At 55.6% G+C, this 15578-nt stretch carries 14 protein-coding genes; 3 read left to right on the top strand and 11 right to left on the bottom strand.

The genetic code is table 11. The features are described 5' to 3' along the window. Positions 1–2: 2 nt before the first annotated feature. The 11 genes from J0W34_RS04000 to epsL all read right to left on the bottom strand — a co-directional run bounded on the left by J0W34_RS04000 (position 3) and on the right by epsL (position 11587). Positions 3–884: a sulfotransferase domain-containing protein gene (locus J0W34_RS04000; protein WP_230970775.1), complete on the bottom strand. Its 882-nt coding sequence runs from the start codon at positions 882–884 to the stop codon at positions 3–5. Beyond that, complete coding sequence (locus J0W34_RS03995; protein ID WP_230970774.1) at positions 881–1768, bottom strand: hypothetical protein; 888 nt, start codon at positions 1766–1768, stop codon at positions 881–883. The genes J0W34_RS04000 and J0W34_RS03995 overlap by 4 nt, the downstream gene beginning before the upstream one ends. Further along, positions 1765–3108, bottom strand: coding sequence for a hypothetical protein (locus tag J0W34_RS03990; protein WP_230970773.1), 1344 nt, complete (start codon positions 3106–3108; stop codon positions 1765–1767). Before J0W34_RS03990 ends, J0W34_RS03995 begins: the two co-directional genes overlap by 4 nt. Then, entirely contained in the window at positions 3095–4306 is a 1212-nt protein-coding gene (locus tag J0W34_RS03985; RefSeq protein ID WP_230970772.1) for a glycosyltransferase family 4 protein, read from the bottom strand. The genes J0W34_RS03990 and J0W34_RS03985 overlap by 14 nt, the downstream gene beginning before the upstream one ends. A 38-nt stretch (positions 4307–4344) precedes the next feature. Next, positions 4345–5061, bottom strand: a complete 717-nt coding sequence (locus J0W34_RS03980; RefSeq protein WP_230970771.1) for an exosortase C-terminal domain/associated protein EpsI — start codon at positions 5059–5061, stop codon at positions 4345–4347. Continuing rightward, positions 5058–5990: an exosortase B gene (xrtB, locus tag J0W34_RS03975; protein ID WP_230970770.1), complete on the bottom strand. Its 933-nt coding sequence runs from the start codon at positions 5988–5990 to the stop codon at positions 5058–5060. The genes J0W34_RS03980 and xrtB overlap by 4 nt, the downstream gene beginning before the upstream one ends. 19 nt (positions 5991–6009) lie before the next feature. Beyond that, positions 6010–6933, bottom strand: coding sequence for a chain length determinant protein tyrosine kinase EpsG (epsG, locus tag J0W34_RS03970; RefSeq protein WP_230970769.1), 924 nt, complete (start codon positions 6931–6933; stop codon positions 6010–6012). A gap of 45 nt (positions 6934–6978) precedes the next feature. Then, a complete protein-coding gene (epsF, locus tag J0W34_RS03965) occupies positions 6979–8340 on the bottom strand; it encodes a chain length determinant protein EpsF (protein ID WP_230970768.1) in 1362 nt (453 codons plus the stop codon). Positions 8341–8361: 21 nt separating this feature from the next. Then, the gene (gene epsE, locus J0W34_RS03960; protein ID WP_230970767.1) at positions 8362–9138 is read right to left on the bottom strand and encodes a polysaccharide export protein EpsE; all 777 of its coding nucleotides are present in this window, start codon (positions 9136–9138) and stop codon (positions 8362–8364) included. A 73-nt stretch (positions 9139–9211) separates the two neighbouring features. Continuing rightward, a complete protein-coding gene (locus J0W34_RS03955; RefSeq protein WP_230971636.1) occupies positions 9212–10144 on the bottom strand; it encodes an EpsD family peptidyl-prolyl cis-trans isomerase in 933 nt (310 codons plus the stop codon). 210 nt (positions 10145–10354) lie between these two features. Further along, the gene (gene epsL, locus J0W34_RS03950) at positions 10355–11587 is read right to left on the bottom strand and encodes an XrtB/PEP-CTERM-associated polysaccharide biosynthesis outer membrane protein EpsL (protein WP_230970766.1); all 1233 of its coding nucleotides are present in this window, start codon (positions 11585–11587) and stop codon (positions 10355–10357) included. Between the two features lie 167 nt (positions 11588–11754). Here epsL and J0W34_RS03945 point away from each other — a divergent pair, with 167 nt between their 5' ends. The 3 genes from J0W34_RS03945 (at position 11755) to dacB (ending at position 15517) form a co-directional block, all read left to right on the top strand. Beyond that, positions 11755–13149 carry an undecaprenyl-phosphate glucose phosphotransferase gene (locus tag J0W34_RS03945; protein WP_230970765.1) on the top strand — a complete coding sequence of 465 codons (1395 nt, stop codon included), beginning with the start codon at positions 11755–11757 and terminating at the stop codon, positions 13147–13149. Positions 13150–13171: 22 nt separating this feature from the next. Then, positions 13172–13786, top strand: coding sequence for a lytic transglycosylase domain-containing protein (locus J0W34_RS03940; RefSeq protein ID WP_230970764.1), 615 nt, complete (start codon positions 13172–13174; stop codon positions 13784–13786). Positions 13787–13933: 147 nt separating this feature from the next. Continuing rightward, the gene (gene dacB, locus J0W34_RS03935; protein ID WP_227815726.1) at positions 13934–15517 is read left to right on the top strand and encodes a D-alanyl-D-alanine carboxypeptidase/D-alanyl-D-alanine endopeptidase; all 1584 of its coding nucleotides are present in this window, start codon (positions 13934–13936) and stop codon (positions 15515–15517) included. The last annotated feature ends 61 nt before the right edge of the window (positions 15518–15578 follow it).

Genomic DNA, 15578 nt, shown 5'->3' with positions numbered 1-15578 from the left:
CCTCATTGCATTGCCGTCCGCCAATCGGCAAGATCGCGACCGGTCAGATGCTCCACTTTGTCGATTTCGCTAGCGAACACGGCCGCCATTTCTCGCATACAGTCGGCAGAAGGCATCGACTTGCCTTTCTGCGCCGTCTTCCGATTGAGAAGGCTCACCAGTCCAAGTCCGCCCGTGATACCGAGTCGCCGTTTGGAATCAACAACAACGCGGCTGACATGTGACACCCACTTCGGAACACGCCGCGCTTCGTTGGCATTGGTAAAGCTGCAGTCAAAACGGGAATCGACCTCCAAGAAGTCTAGAACACGCCTCAGGGTTTCGGCTGGCCGAACTCTGAGGTCGTCCTGAAAGAGCACCAAAAGCTGGGTCGAAGGGACTCGCTCGGCAAGCCGCTCAAGTTGCGATCCAACCCTGCATACATCGTCGTAACAAAGGTGCTTTGGATCCGGGCACAATGCGGGAACTTGAAGCCCCGACCTACGAGCTTCATTCAGGCGCCAGGCGGCCGAAAAGTCGTCAACGTTCTCATAGCCCACATAGCACATCTGACCATGCCAGGAGGGGGCCATCTCCATTGGATTGCGCAGACAAACGATGAATCGCGCCGCACTATTGTACGAAAGGATATTGGGGACAGCGTTAAACGACCGCAAGTACCCTGTCGACCCCTCCCCCACGGCAATATGACGATCAGTTGCGTGGTCGAAATAGCTCTCATAGCGGTTCAAGGAGTCGCCATGTCGATGCACAAAATCAGTACTGAAGTAATCTGGCTCCTTGACCTTCGAGAAGCAGACTTCAGGGTGCTCCTCAAGCCAATTGGCCAGCGAAGTCGTGCCGGATTTGGGCGCACCGACCAGAAAGAAATTAGGTTTCTTCATGGATACAATTTGTCCAATAGGCCACCGAGAAGCCTCACGCCAATGCGGTCAAGCCTTCCCAGTTTTTCCAGCCGAGGTGTTCGAAATGCAATCTGAATCGGGCCTCGATCATACCGATCGGGATTTCCGTTGAGCGAGTGATAATCTGTTGGGCTCTCGACAGACGACCCGTCGAGCCAGGGGATCTCACCCAACAAGCCATTGGGGCCCGTGATTCGAGCCGCCAGCAAGGCCTCTTCAGGGCTGTGAGCAAACTGAGCATAATCGATATGACGTATCGCTACCTGCTTGCGTAGCATCGCCGCCGACTGTTCGACACGCCACCAGTCAAAGGCCGCGTGGACAAGCGACATTTGCTTCATCGGCGCCTCACGCACCCTGTCCCACTTGGGGAGCATCCACGACGGAAAGACGTCTTGAGCCTGTCTTGTTACATGGACAAAACTCACACGGTCATCGAGAGCCATGATCCAACCGCGCGGGCCGGCCTTGGAACTGTCGATAATCGTAGTCTTTCCCGACACTGCACACACTGCGTCCAACAAGACGTCCTGATACCCGAGAAATTCCTTGACCTGCGGGTTCGATGTTAATCGAGCTAGAGAGAACCTCTGCTGCAGCAAGAATTTGTTGCGAACCACGCTATCCTCAAGAGTGCGTAAGCGGACGAGGTCTGCCTCTGAAATTCGAGAGGCCCGCACGACCTCTGTCCAGAATTCGCATCGAGAAAAAGTCTGTCCGCACGAACAGAGAAGTTCATGCGCTGGACGACGCCAGAAACAATGAAACTCACCGACACCAACAGTATCGGCAGCCGTTGCCATCACGCGCTCCAGCACGGTGGAACCGCTTCGGCCAGACCCAAGAACGTAGATTATCTTCATAGGAATTTCCCTCGATCACGAGGGGTAGCCTGAACGGCTACTCCGCCATCAGCGCTCATTGAACTCTTTCGAGAATGCACATATCCAGCAACCAAACCAAAGATGCTCATAGCTATTGGGGTCTCTACGTGATTTGTTGTTATTCCATAGCCAATAAATGCACAGAGAACAGCCAATATAGGAATCGCCAAATCATTCCCACGCAAAAGCAAAGCTTTTATAAAAACAGACAAAACGGTTAAGACACCGAACAGACCAAAAAGCCCGTATGTATACATTAAAAAATTATCAGCGGGATTAAAACTGGAAGCATCGCCACCCATTAGCATCGGAGTCCCAACTCCCCCGAAGCCAGAACCAAAAAACACCTCCCAGACAGTGTCAGATGCGTCAAATGCGTTTGGCCAAGTATGAATCATCCGAGCAACAAACGACCCTAAAAACCTAGGTGCGTCGGTAAGGTCCTGACGGTCTAGGACAAGCGAGAGCACCGGAAGCATAATCGCAACAAACAGCAGGGCCACCAACAATACCTTAAGCGCCAATGCCCTTCGAAAATAAAGGGCGCTCGCGCAAAAGAACACCAGCAAAGTGAACGCAGCCAACATCCCTTTCGATGTCGTTAAGACCAGCGCACCCAGCGCAGCTGTAGCAACGACCGTGAACCCGATACGCGTCTTGCTGTGCGCTAGCGCCAGTGCGCCGAAGCAGCCAATGACGGCCGCGGCATGTACCGAGCTCCGCGCAAACCCGGCCAACCTAGATATGCCCCCTTCCATCCACCAAAGGCGCGAGGAAGAGATCACACCGAAAGCTGACTCATACTCATAGCCTTGCCACGGAAATGTTCCATACAATCGATTCGCAAAAACTCCCGCCACACTAACCCAGAAGACAAGGGAGTAAATGCGCCCATAGGAAAGATGCCGCCCATCGGACCTAAGACCAATCGAGATACCGAGAACAACCGGGATCATCATCTTTATCGAAAAAACAGCTGAAAAAAGGCCACGCCCAACCAATAATGAATAGAAAAAATAGACCGCACAAAACCAAATTAAAAACAACTCGAGTTTTTTGGCTCGCCCAGTCGACAGCAAATCTATCCAAATAAAACCGAAAAACACAGCCGCCGCGAAGGCGTCACGAATATAAAAAAGCGACTCCGCACCCGCTTTTGACAGCAAAAACCGCAAAACACCTTCAAGTGCGACCGAGACCATGTAACCATAGAAATAGACTGTCGCAAACGAAAGGTATCCGCCAGCCGGGGGATTTACCGGAGGGAACCGTTGGTGGTCACCTCCAACTACCGAATACTCCAAACTAGCGATGGCCATTCAGAATCTCCCGGTAAAATTCTTCATGTTGCATCACCATCGCTTCCGTGTTCGCAAAACGCTCCGCAACGGCAGGCAGTTGGGTACGAACGCTGATGAGGGTTTCTGGCTCAGTCATACACCGCATGAGCGCATCCGCGAGTGCAGCAACGGTGGGTTCGCTCGCGAGGATACCCACACCGGAGCTTATGATTTCCGGGATGCCACCCACTGGATGAGCGACTACAGGGACGCCGTAGGCCGCCGCCTCAGCCACGACAAGGCCGAATGGTTCGTCCCAGATAGACGGAACAATCAGAACATCGATGTCTTGGTAGAAGGTTTCCGCCTTAACCCGACCTAGAAAGCGAATGTTTTCGGATTGAGAACGCGAAATCAGTGATTCGACATAGGTGGGATCCCCGTCTCCAGCGATCCAGAGGCAAGCCTCCGGAAAGCGGGCTTCGATTTCTTTAAACGCGTCAACCATCACTTCAACGCCTTTCTCTGGCGCTAAACGTCCAATAAATCCGAACCTTCGCACGTCCCAGAAGCCCCTTTGGTGTGACTCTGGAATAGGCGCTTGAGAAATCGAGTTGTAAATAACGGCTTTGGTCTGGGCGCACGAAAACAACCCTGCGTCGAAATGACGATCAAGAACAGCTTGACTTACCGCGATCACGCCGTTGACGTCTTTCGACATCTCCTCTTGACGACGACGAAAATATCGGCACGGGAGGCATCGCCCCACGCATCTTTTTTCACCATTGAACAGCGAGGTTTTGACGCATAAATTGTAATAATCGTGAAGCACTTGCACTACAGGTACGTTTATCGAAGCCAGTGCGGGCCAAATACTGGACGACCACCCGGAAATGTTGTGGCAAACGACGATGTCAGGGCGAACTTCTTCAACGAGTGACCGAAGATCGTTCGCAGCATCTTTATTGAATGCGTCAGCCGAATGCCAAAGGAGCCTGTCAGGCAACCCTTTCTTGTCCGGCGCATAGATCCAGTAGCGGTTCTTGATTGGGTAGCGGATCGACTGAACACCTTCGATCAGCTCGACATCGCGCTCATATTTTTCCGGCTCGCAGGTCGATGCGACGACAACATCGTGGCCGGCGGCCACCAAACCTTCCGAGAGGGTTTTCACTACAACTTCGGCACCACCTCTAACGTAGGGAAAATAAAGGCTATTGACCTTCAGGATCCGCATGCGTACCTCTCGGCTCTGTGTACGACCAATAGCATTGCTCAGCTGTTGCCAAGCAACATTCGCCGAGCACTCTCAGGTGTCGCCTCAACAAGCTCATGAAGGAACTCATCGAGGACGGGAAACGCACTTTCTGCAGATTCGTGATCCCGCACCCTCATCGACGCGCGAACGAGAATCCCATCGGGAATTTCACCCTTGAAACCTTGTTCAAATATATGCATACGGGTTTCGAACGCATTTTCACTGAATAGCGAACCAATTCGCATCCAGTAGCTGACTGCCTCAAACGTAGATCCATGCCGCGCTAGCATGTGTTTTCCGAGAATCTGTCTTTGTGACGTAGCCGAGATGGGTTGAAATTCGTGCGACACAAGCTTGTCAACTTTGAAGCCCTGCGCCACGTAACAGAGGTCGGGGCGGTGAATCTTTACCTCTTGACGCTGCTCCCGTCCCCACGCCAAGGCAAGAAAGACCGTCTCTCCCTTTTCGTTTTCGTATACGCGCATCACCGTCTGATCGTACGGTTGATACATGCTTGTACCATCGCCAGTAGAGAGACTCACTTGCATTGCAGTTGAAGGCTTCTCTGTCCAGCCAGCAAATGCTTTCGGAACGACATCTTCAAGGCTTGGTTCATTCATAACCCCGACGCTCTGCGGCGTCGCGATAAATGACATGGCTGCAGACAACATGAGCGCCACAGCCACGAATACGGCGGGCCACAGGGGAATACTGGGTAGGCGCAGCGTCATCATGTTGCAGCCCGCGACTGATTTAACGCTTGACGCCGCTTCCGATAATCCATGATCACTTGTAGCAAGCTATCGACCCCGATAATGAGAAGAAGTGCTGTAATAAAGAGGACCATGCCCGAAAAACCGTGCAAGAACCCTTGGCCTGCTTCATCCCCCAAGTAATAGGTGATCAAAGCCAGCGTGACCACACGAATTACGTTTGATGTAAAACTAATGGGAACGATTAAGGCCGCCAGAACGGCATTTCTCTTCATCGATTCATGGCGCACAACGTTTAAATACAAGAGACCTAGTGCCTCGAGTGTGAAGAGAGAATTCAGACCAGCACAAGCATCAGCGACAAGCAACTGATACTGGCCAACCATGAGGACAACTCCATTTCTAGCAATGGGATAGCCGAGCGCATAGAGAAGGTGCTCCGAACCCCAAGAGACTGCGACTTTCATTGGCTGTGTCATGGCATCGATGACAGAACCTGGCAACGGCACCATGAAAAAGAGGAAAAAGAATGCGAACCACAAACGTCTAAGTACTTGCGTGCCGAAAAACAGTAGAACGACACCGACAAGAACCGGAATTAATGAACCCGCTTCAAACAGATAAAATTCCTGAGAACGACCGACGACGTAGAGCAAGAGGCCCACCAAAAGTACGGGCCACCCCAACAGTGGTGCAGGCGAAATTTTGACATCAGGATCTGCGCTAATTAAGCGCCCCTTGAAATAGAAGAACCAAATAGCGACAGCCAAGACAATTGGGCCGTGTGCGTTTTGATCCGTACTCCATAAGGTACGAGAAAGGTCAATAAACGTAGGTAAATAGGTTGCGCCAAAACCCAATAGAATGAGCAGCCACGGAAAAAGACCACCCCCTTCATATCGCGAGCGGTTGCCGCCATTTCTCATCGTGACGCCGTCAACTGAAATCATATTCTTATGCTCACCGAGTTTACCGCTCGTTCAGCACCGTTCCCACAACCTCGACAGACGATTGTCTGAGTGCATCAGCGAAGCTCCGAAGCAGCCCCAAGCGACTTGCATTCTTACGCGCAACGACAAGCGCTCCACTCGCGCGAACAGCAACGGCGTAAGCATCTGCAAACTGAGTACTTGCTGGCGTATCAATTAGAATCACGTCGAAATTCTTACTTAGCTGTTCGAGCAAGCCAGAGAAAGCCGGCCGGGACAGTAATTCTTGCGGATTAGGCGGCACTGCGCCGGCAGGCAGAATGGAGAGATCCATCAGAGAAGGCACACGTTGCAAGGCTGAAGTTGCTTCCCGTCCAGACAAAGCTGACGACAGCCCTGACCGATTCTCGACGCCGAACAGAAGGTGCTGACGCGGGTGCCGCAGATCAGCATCCACAATCAGTGTTCGCTCGCCAAGTTGCGAAAAGACGACTCCCAGGTTTGCCGTTATCCACGATCGACCTTCCCCTCGCTCAGGACTTGTGATAGCTAACGTCCGTCGCTCTTGGTCTGTATCGAACCAGCGAATCATCAACTGGCTTCTCAGTGCGCGAAGCGCCTCAACAGGTGCTGCGAATGGGTTATATGCTGCCATCACTTCCGCGGATACACTGCTCTCGCCCTTCGTGAGATAGGGATAATCAAACTGTCGCGCCAAGGCTTGAGCAATATCCGCGTCTGTTATGAATCCGAGCTTCTTCGCGGCATCCCCGAATCGAAGGTTTTCCTGCTGCTGAAATCGAATAATTTGTTCAGCGTCCTCCGCCCTTATCTTTCCGGCGTCCACCAAAATCGCGCCAATTGATCTCTCGCGCCCAAATCGTCTGTGCGCCAACTGCTCAATCGTATTTGACGCCGAGTTCGAACCACATTTATTCAAATCGTCCGCACGTAGCTCGTTCATTGTGTCACCTGAAGATATCATTTTCGGGTTTTTCAGCATCGAGAATTAAGCGCCCGCAAGCGACTTTACAGCGGGAGGCACAATGCCCAGCACAGGCAGGCCGGCGACTTGCGACAGATCATTTCTCCCACGCACTCGTGGATCAAGAATCTCCCAGAAAAATCCAAACCCGACTCCAAGCAGCAATCCGAGAAATGAAGCCAATACGGTATTGAGAACAATCTTCGGACTCGAAGGCTCAAGCGGGGGCGAGGCGGGTGTTAGCACGACAATGTTTGTGTGCTGGGTCTGACTTTCGAGGTTTGTCTGAGCGAGCCGTTGTGTGACTAAGTCATATGCGTGCTGCGCATTCTCAACGTCTCTTAGCAAAACACTGATTTTGTCTCGTTCAGCCTTTAGTGCTAGCACTCTTTTTTTCTGCGCATCGAGCGCTGCCTGGATCTCGGATTCACGCTGAACGTCTACCCGAGTCGTTGTACCCAAGGAGCGAACAACGCGCTGTATTTCACTTGATATCTTCTGTTTAAGAGACGCAATATCGGCATCAACCCGAGCAATCTCCGGATAGTTAACACCGTAACGAGCGGCAAGTTGATCACGCATTGATTCCTGACGAGCCAAGTCTACTTTCAACCCCTGGATAACCCCATTCGACATCACTTCAGGCATGGACTCCGCGTTTCTGGATTGAGCCTGACGCGACTCGCTATCAACTCGTTGCGCTTTAATCATTGACAATTGAGTCGAAAGCTCAGCAAGACGAGCGCTCTCGACATCTAAACGCTCGTCTGTCGCGACAATGCCTTGTTCCTGTTGGTAATCAGATAAACGCTTTTGAGCTTCAGTCAGGTTTTTGCGCAGTTCATCCGTTTGAATATCGAACCATTTAGCGTATTGCTTAGCGGGTTCGACTTTAAGCTCCAAGCTCGTGTCGATGTAGGCTTGCGCCCAAGCATTTGCGAGCGCAGCTGAGAACTGAGGATCAGCACCAGAATACGAAATCTGGACGACATTGCTCTCTAACGAAGGCTCGACATCCAAGCTCTCTTTCAGCAGTCGCGCCAGCCATACAGTAATTGAACCGACCCCGTCAGTTTCCGACCGCCAATCATCCTGAATGGACTGAACTTTCGTCAGATTCAGCATCGAGACAACACGCTGAGCTACACGGTCAGACTCAATGATGTCAGTTTGAGTAGCCATGTAGCCCGGAATCATCTGGGCGGGTAAGAGCCCACCCATGAGGGGATCGTTTGTCTTTGCCTCGACAACGACCGAGGTCGTTGCAGTGTATTTCTTTGGCAGGACGAGACTGAGTACGACAGCCGCTCCCACGACGATCGAAAAGGTAATCAGGACCACCCAGATACGGGCCCGTAAGATAAGCAGTAATTGTTGAATGCTCACTGGCGATCTCTCCTAGCTGCCTTAGAACAGGCTTTCGCGCACATAGATCACATCATCGGCCTGGAGCGCGCTGCTAAGCCCCGGTTGAATCACCTGCAACTTACCTTCGCTGTCCCGACGGTGAATCTGGATGCCTTTTTCAGTTCCGCGTGCCGTGATGCCGCCCCCCGTGGCGAGCCCCTGCATGACGGTCATAGCGTCTTCTAGCCGGAATGCGCCTGGGCGATTCACCTCGCCATAGATGTAGAACATAGGTGCGCGCTGCACGTAAATTCGATCGCCGCCCTCGAGTCTCAGGTCTTTGCTGAAATCACCTTGGGCGAACGTCTTGGGGATGTTTACAGTGACCCGCAGGGGCTGCCCACCGCGCTCGCCGACCAAGACGACTTCGTCAGCACCGGTCTGCGAAATACCGCCTGCAGTGGCGAGCATGTCAGACAAGCGAGTATCGAGTGTTTCAAGTGGATACCGCCCTGGGCGATTGACCTGACCGAGCACTGCAACCTGATTCCCGCGAATCTGCAGCGGCAGGATGTTGACCTGTGGCTGCAGCACAAAACCCCCGCTGCGCAATTGCTGAGCAATGGCCCGCTCAGCGGCCGGCACGCTGAGCCCTCCCACCTTGACGCTACCGATCAACGGAAAGGTGATCACGTCGGATTCCGACACTCGAGCCTCGGTGGTGAGATCCGGGTTCTGGAAAACAGTGATGCGTACGATGTCGCCGGGGCCGAGCACATACTCGGGCACGACTTCCTGCGCGAAGACGTGCTGGGCAAAAAGCAACAGTGCCGCCACGAACAGGATGATCTGGGTCGTAATTCGGTGAGTCATGGGTGTGGGTTCAGCTTGTCTCAATCGAGTGGATGGCTTACTTGAGGCCTTCAAGGCCTTTCTTCATGGATTCGTCCATGGCGCCTTCGCCAGGGTTCGCTGCGGTGGCGTCGGGCTCAACCGGGGTTTCCGGCGCCTTGAAGTTACCCATGTATGAAATCTCGGCGGTGTCGCGCAAGCGCTTCATTTCAGCCTTGGCCATGTCGGCACGCTTTCGGTTGATGATGAAGCGTTCAATGAACGGGGTGGCTTTGTCGAAATCCATGGGCGCCTGCCGCGAGCCGGCCAGGTAGATGGCGAGCACACCGCCGCGCGTCTGCACCATGCCGATCTGGCCATCTTTCATCTGGGCGAATCTTGGCAGCGCCTCGAGGGGCAATTGCTCTGCGGCGCGGACACCACCGCCCGCCTTGAAGACAACATTGTTGCTTCGCAACCACTCAACCACATCATTGAGCGATTTCGCGTCGCCAATGGCCCCCCTGAGTGCGTCCAGCTGATCGGGGGCAATGGTGATGTTGAGTTCCTGGAGGTTATAGACGCGGCGCTCGGCGAACAGCGCCGGGTTCTCGTTGTAGAACTCACGCATTTCGTCTGCGGATGGCTTATCCACCGAAGCGGTGTACTGCTCCATGTAGCTGCGCGCCAGAATTTCACGCTCAGCCGCCTGGATCGCCTGAAGGACGCGCGGGTCGCGATCGAGTTTCTTGTCGCGCGCACGTTGAACCAGCAACTCCTGATCGATCAAGCGCGAGAGAGCCAGCTCAGTCGCCTTCTCCATCTGGTCGGGCTGGAGGTTGGGCGTTCGCGACAGCACCGCGTTGAGTTGGTGAACCGTCACCTCTCCGTCATTAACCTTCGCCGCCACCTGTGTGGCGCCCTTCGAGTCTGACCCGCTCCCGCAAGCAGCCAGAAGAAGTGAGAGAGCGGCGGCAGTTGCCAGCCGAGCGGCAGAGCCAAAAACGGTCATCCGTGTCTCCATGACATCGTGTTGAGTTAGTGTGCTGCGCCGCAGCAAAAATGGCAAGCGCAAACCCGAAACATATGTCGGCCATGTTACATCAACATGATCGCAACATATGATCAGCCGGAAAGTGTCCGACATACAGGGAGTGGGTCACATTCTCCGCTTGAACGGGGCCCTTTTTGCGGGCGCAGCAGATGATGTCATATCAATAAATCAGAAGCTGTACTGAGCGGAGAGGGCCGTCACGTTGGCATCGTACTCGTTTGCCGCGCGATCGCTTGTTCGACTGCTGGCTGTGTGAGAAAGACTCAGGCTGAGGCTGTCGAGCGGCATATAGGACACCGACAGACGGCATGTTGTCGTTTCGTCGTCCTGCTCAACGACACTCGTAACGAGGCCAGGATCCCCGCGGAAGTCACGCTGACGCCATTCCAGCAGGCCCTGTAGTGCGATTTTTGCCGTGGGCGCCCACGTCGGCTCAACGGAAACAGCCTTGGTCACCACAGAGTTATCGGTCAGATCCTCCCGGGCACCAATTTCGCGCCGGGCAGTCGTGCGCAACTGCACTTTCCCAGTGATGGTCCAGTCATGCTGCAGTCGAGCGGTCATACCACTGAAGTCTCTCACCTCAAGGTTTTCATATTCGCGCGAGGTGTAACCGAGATAGCCGGAAAGACGACTGGCGCCAGTTAGTCGCCAAGCGCCAACCAAGCGCAAGTCCCTTTGGCTGTATCCGTCATCCCGAATCGCACTCGAGGTTCTATCTGGGTATTTCCCATCAGTGAATCGCGCGCGGAGAGAAACTTTGTTACCAGATTGAGGCCGATAAGTGAGGCTCACTTCTGGAATGGATGCCTCGTAATTGAGATTCTGCGACGCATCATCCGAGTATTCTGACGCAAAGGCCTCATATCCAACACCTGCAGCCCAGTCCGGATGCCACCAGTAGTCTGCCTCGGCATCGAGAGTCCGTCGGCGGTTGATGCTGGTTTCGCGACTGTTTGTGCGGAAGTCGGAACGATCACGCGCCAGCTCGTCCTGCTTAAGTTCGAGCTTACCCGTCCAGTGGCTGCCGAAGCTCCAGTCCCAGCCGGTCGCCACACCCTTGGTGTCGTAATCCAGATCGCTGTAGGTGTCGAAGGCCGCATAAGCGAGATCGACCGAGGCATACAGGCGCTGACGACTGTAGACCCGGTCGAACATGGCCGAAAATGAGGTCACGCTGATGTTGTCATCGCGCTGACCATCACCGAACGGCTTGACACCATCAGCCAGGCGATAGAGGTTGTCGTCGTGCTGAAACGACTGGCTGATATAAAAGTTGAACGCATCGGCGGGGTCAGCAGCCAAGGCAGCGGCAGAGACACCGGACAGCAAGAGTATCGACAGCGGCCTGCCTGCTCCTCGGGCTGCCCACAGACGCGAACCAATTCCGAAAAATGTCACTGAAATATCCTTATCATGCCCCGTCGCACAAACAGTCGTTCGGCATATCCGTGCTTCCAGGGCGCTTACGGCTTGTGTCAAAGTTGACACCAAACCTGACAACCATGGGAATATGATTACGTAATTGGTGCTCTGCATCAAACTCGAATTCGTTACAAAGCAACTCAATGCTCGCCACGCTCGACAAGTCAAACGGCAGCCACCGCAGTGGACTGTCCTTCTCCAGCACAATCGAAACCTTTCTTGACCCGATTGTGGCTGTCGGGTCCCTGTTCGTCTGCGCCTACAGTTGCGGTGAAGTCCTGGGGCCCGAGTACGTCATCCTCGCGCTGATCGTGTTCTCGCTCACCTTTCCCGGCAACATCTTCCTCAACGACAGCCTGCGCCGCATGCTGCGCAAGACCTTCGTCAACTGGGTCATTGTCGCGGGCATCATGGTGTTCTTCGGTGAAGCAAGCGGGTACATCAACTTCTTTCCGCGTGATGTCATCTACAGCTGGCTCATCGCCACGCCCTTTGCCCTGATGACAGCCAACTCGCTGGCGCGCTGGATCATCCCGAACGTGCTGGCGATGGAGGGCAACACCCGCACAGCAGTGATCGCCGGATGCAACGATATCGGCACCCGACTGGCTGAGAACTTCGGCAGCAACAAGTTCATCGGGGTGCGCTTCGTGGGCTACTTCGACGACCGTCAGCGCGACCGGCTCGACGGCATTGGCGACGCGCCGCTCCTTGGCAGCTTTGACCAGCTGGCCGAGTACGTGAAAACCCACCACGTGGATCACATTTACCTCGCACTGCCCATGGCCACACAGCCGCGGATTCTGAAAATTCTGGACAATCTAAAGGACACGACGACATCCATCTTCTTCGTGCCGGATATTTTCGTAACAGATCTTATCCAGGGCCGCGTCGATCAGGTTGGCGGCATGCCGGTGGTGGCCGTTTGCGAAACGCCCTTCACCGGGGCCAGCGGCGTCATCAAACGCATCTCGGACATCATCCTGTCGATCCTGATCATGATCCTGATTTCGCCCATCATGCTGTTCGCAGCCATCGGGGTGAAACTGTCTTCCTCAGGCCCAGTGATCTTCAAGCAACGCCGCTATGGCCTCGACGGAAAGGAAATCGTCGTTTACAAGTTCCGCTCCATGACCACCTGCGACGATGGCAAGGACGTCAAGCAGGCCACCCGTGGCGATAGTCGCATCACCCGTTTCGGTGCATTCATTCGCAAGACGTCGATCGATGAGCTGCCGCAGTTCATCAATGTGCTGCAGGGCCGCATGAGCATTGTCGGCCCGCGACCGCACGCTGTTTCCCACAATGAAACCTACCGCAAACTCATCAAGGGCTACATGGTTCGCCACAAGGTCAAACCTGGCATCACCGGATGGGCTCAGGTGAATGGTTATCGCGGTGAAACTGAAACCGTCGAAAAGATGGAAAAGCGCATTGAGTATGATCTGGAATACCTGCGCAACTGGTCACTGAGCATGGACCTGTGGATCATCATCAAGACGGCTGCCACCACACTCAAGGACAGCAGTGCGTACTAGTGCAGCCCTTGGGCCCGCCCTCTTGCTGTCAGCATTACTCGCTCACGCGGCGGCGCTTGCGGAGCCATCGGACAACGCCTACCGGCTGCGCGTGGATCCGTCGCAGTATCAGATCAAGACTCAACCGGCCTGGCAGATGCCAGCACCGAAAACGACCAACGCGACCACGGATGCACGGCCATACGCACAGGCCATTGAAGACGCGGCCAGCGCCGCACAGATCGAGCCAGAGCTACTGCACGCCGTGGTCAAGGCCGAGTCCAACTATCGTGCGGATGCGCGCTCTCACAAGGGCGCTCAAGGGCTGGCGCAACTGATGCCTGGGACCGCTGCCATGTACGACCGGCGCGCACTCACCAGCGCTCGGCACAATCTCCAGGTGGGCGCGCTTTATCTGCGACAATTGCTCGATCAGTTCGACAACAACGTCGAGTTCGCGATCGCCGCTTACAACGCTGGGCCTGGTGCGGTCACGCGCTACGGTGGAATCCCGCCGTATGCCGAGACGCGCGGCTACGTCACCCGCGTCATGACCGAGTATGCTGAGCTGCGCGAACAACGCAAGGCCGTGCCACAGCCGTGGCAGCTTCAGAGTGCAACGGGCACCTTCCAGGCCCTGCCCCCGCCAGCCCCCTGATCGCACCGAGAACAACACCAAACATCAGATGTAAAGGGCATGGCGTCCCTGTCCGTTCTTCGGAATAATGGGCACTTCGATGCCGACCGCCTCGGGCGGGCGTATCGAGACACCCGCAACACACCGAAGCCAGGACGCAATTCCTACATGTCTTCAAAGCGCAGCATCCCGTCCCTTGTCGGCCCGCAGCCCGGCAACCGGACGCGCACCATCCTTCAACGCTGCCTGACTGCCTGCTGCAAGTGGGCGGCCGCCGCCGCGCTCACCGCTCCTCTGCTGGCCTCGGCCGCAGGCTTTCCCCCGGACCTCAAGAAGGCGCTCGACAAGGCCAATATTTCGCTCTCGGATGTCTCCATCTGGGTCAGCCGGGTCGACAAAAAACAGCCCAAGCTCTCCCACAATCCGGATACCCCCATGAATCCGGCATCGGTCATGAAGCTGGTGACGGCCTTCACCACGCTGGACCGGCTGGGCCCGGCCTACTTCTGGACGACGCGCCTGAAGATGGATGGCGAGATCTCCGGACGCAAGCTCGACGGCAACCTGTACGTGGTGGGTGGCGGAGACCCGATCTTCACCCATGCCGACCTGTGGAAGCTGCTGCGCCAGGTACGTGGACTGGGCATCGACCGCATCGCGGGCAACATCATCATTGATGACAGCGCGCTGCGCCTGCCCGCCCACAACCCCTACGCCTTTGACGGTCAGGGCATGCGCCCCTACAACGCAGGCCCCAGCGGCCTGATGATCAACTTCAATGCACTTCGCCTGACCTTTGTGCCGGAACCCGAGCCCGAAACGGCCGCTGCTCCCGGAGCCGGCCTGCAGGTGGTCAAGACCGCCAATGCAGCGTCGGCCACGGCCCCCACACACAAGACACGGCCACCACGCGTGCTCGTCGACCCGCCCATGGCTGCGTTCGAACTCGACAGCGAACTGGAAACACAGGACGGACGATGCGCCAGTCGCTGGTACAAGGCGCTTGATGCCGAGTCCACAGAGGACCGCAAGAAGCGCAAGCTGAGTATCAAGGGGGCCTGGCGCGACGATTGCGGCATCAAGGACTGGTTTGTCTCACCCGAGTCGCCCGAGGAATTTGCCCGCAACGTGATCGGCGGTCTCTGGGACGAAATGGGCGGCAAACTCAGTGGTCAGGTCAAGCACGGGCGCGCACCACGCGATGCCAAGACCCTGTTTGTACACACCTCGCGTCCGCTGGCAGACGTGGTGCGCGACATGAACAAGTGGTCCAACAACGTCATTGCCCGCCAGTTGCTCGCCACGCTGGGTGCCAGCGACAACACCGCGGCCGACATGGTCTCGGGCGGTGCTCGCCTGGCCACGGTTCAGCTGGCCGCCGCCGGCATCGACACCACCGGCCTGTCGATCGAGAACGGCTCGGGCCTGTCACGCACCGCGCGAATCACGGCACGCGGACTGGGTCAGTTACTGGAGCAGGCGTGGGAACGCCCCTTCATGCCCGAGTTCATGAGTTCAATGGCCGTGGCCGGTATCGACGGCACCGCACGCCGACGCCTCCGGGACAGCCCGGCGCGGGGCACCGCGCACATCAAGACCGGCACTCTCAACGGCGTACGCGCCATGGCGGGCTACGTCATCGACAAGAAAGGGGAGCGTTACGTGGTGGCCATGATGGTCAATAGCCCGAATGCGCACAACAGCCGCGACGCACAGGACATCTTGCTCGAGTGGGTGTGGGAAGGCTCATGACCACAGGGCGAGCTGACGTGCAGGACAGGTGAGCGCAACATCATCCGCCACAAGGCCATCA

The organism is Nitrogeniibacter aestuarii (assembly GCF_017309585.1).
GTDB classification, from domain to species: domain Bacteria; phylum Pseudomonadota; class Gammaproteobacteria; order Burkholderiales; family Rhodocyclaceae; genus Nitrogeniibacter; species Nitrogeniibacter aestuarii.
This window is presented reverse-complemented; position numbering and strand designations above follow the sequence as displayed.

What these genes read in the sequence shown, in the direction of transcription:
- J0W34_RS04000 (WP_230970775.1), bottom strand. Translation starts at nt 884, where the DNA reads ATGAAGAAACCTAATTTCTTTCTGGTCGGTGCGCCCAAATCCGGCACG.
- J0W34_RS03995 (WP_230970774.1), bottom strand. Translation starts at nt 1,768, where the DNA reads ATGAAGATAATCTACGTTCTTGGGTCTGGCCGAAGCGGTTCCACCGTG.
- J0W34_RS03990 (WP_230970773.1), bottom strand. Translation starts at nt 3,108, where the DNA reads ATGGCCATCGCTAGTTTGGAGTATTCGGTAGTTGGAGGTGACCACCAA.
- J0W34_RS03985 (WP_230970772.1), bottom strand. Translation starts at nt 4,306, where the DNA reads ATGCGGATCCTGAAGGTCAATAGCCTTTATTTTCCCTACGTTAGAGGT.
- J0W34_RS03980 (WP_230970771.1), bottom strand. Translation starts at nt 5,061, where the DNA reads ATGATGACGCTGCGCCTACCCAGTATTCCCCTGTGGCCCGCCGTATTC.
- xrtB (WP_230970770.1), bottom strand. Translation starts at nt 5,990, where the DNA reads ATGATTTCAGTTGACGGCGTCACGATGAGAAATGGCGGCAACCGCTCG.
- epsG (WP_230970769.1), bottom strand. Translation starts at nt 6,933, where the DNA reads ATGAACGAGCTACGTGCGGACGATTTGAATAAATGTGGTTCGAACTCG.
- J0W34_RS03955 (WP_230971636.1), bottom strand. Translation starts at nt 10,144, where the DNA reads ATGACCGTTTTTGGCTCTGCCGCTCGGCTGGCAACTGCCGCCGCTCTC.
- J0W34_RS03945 (WP_230970765.1), top strand. Translation starts at nt 11,755, where the DNA reads ATGCTCGCCACGCTCGACAAGTCAAACGGCAGCCACCGCAGTGGACTG.
- dacB (WP_227815726.1), top strand. Translation starts at nt 13,934, where the DNA reads ATGTCTTCAAAGCGCAGCATCCCGTCCCTTGTCGGCCCGCAGCCCGGC.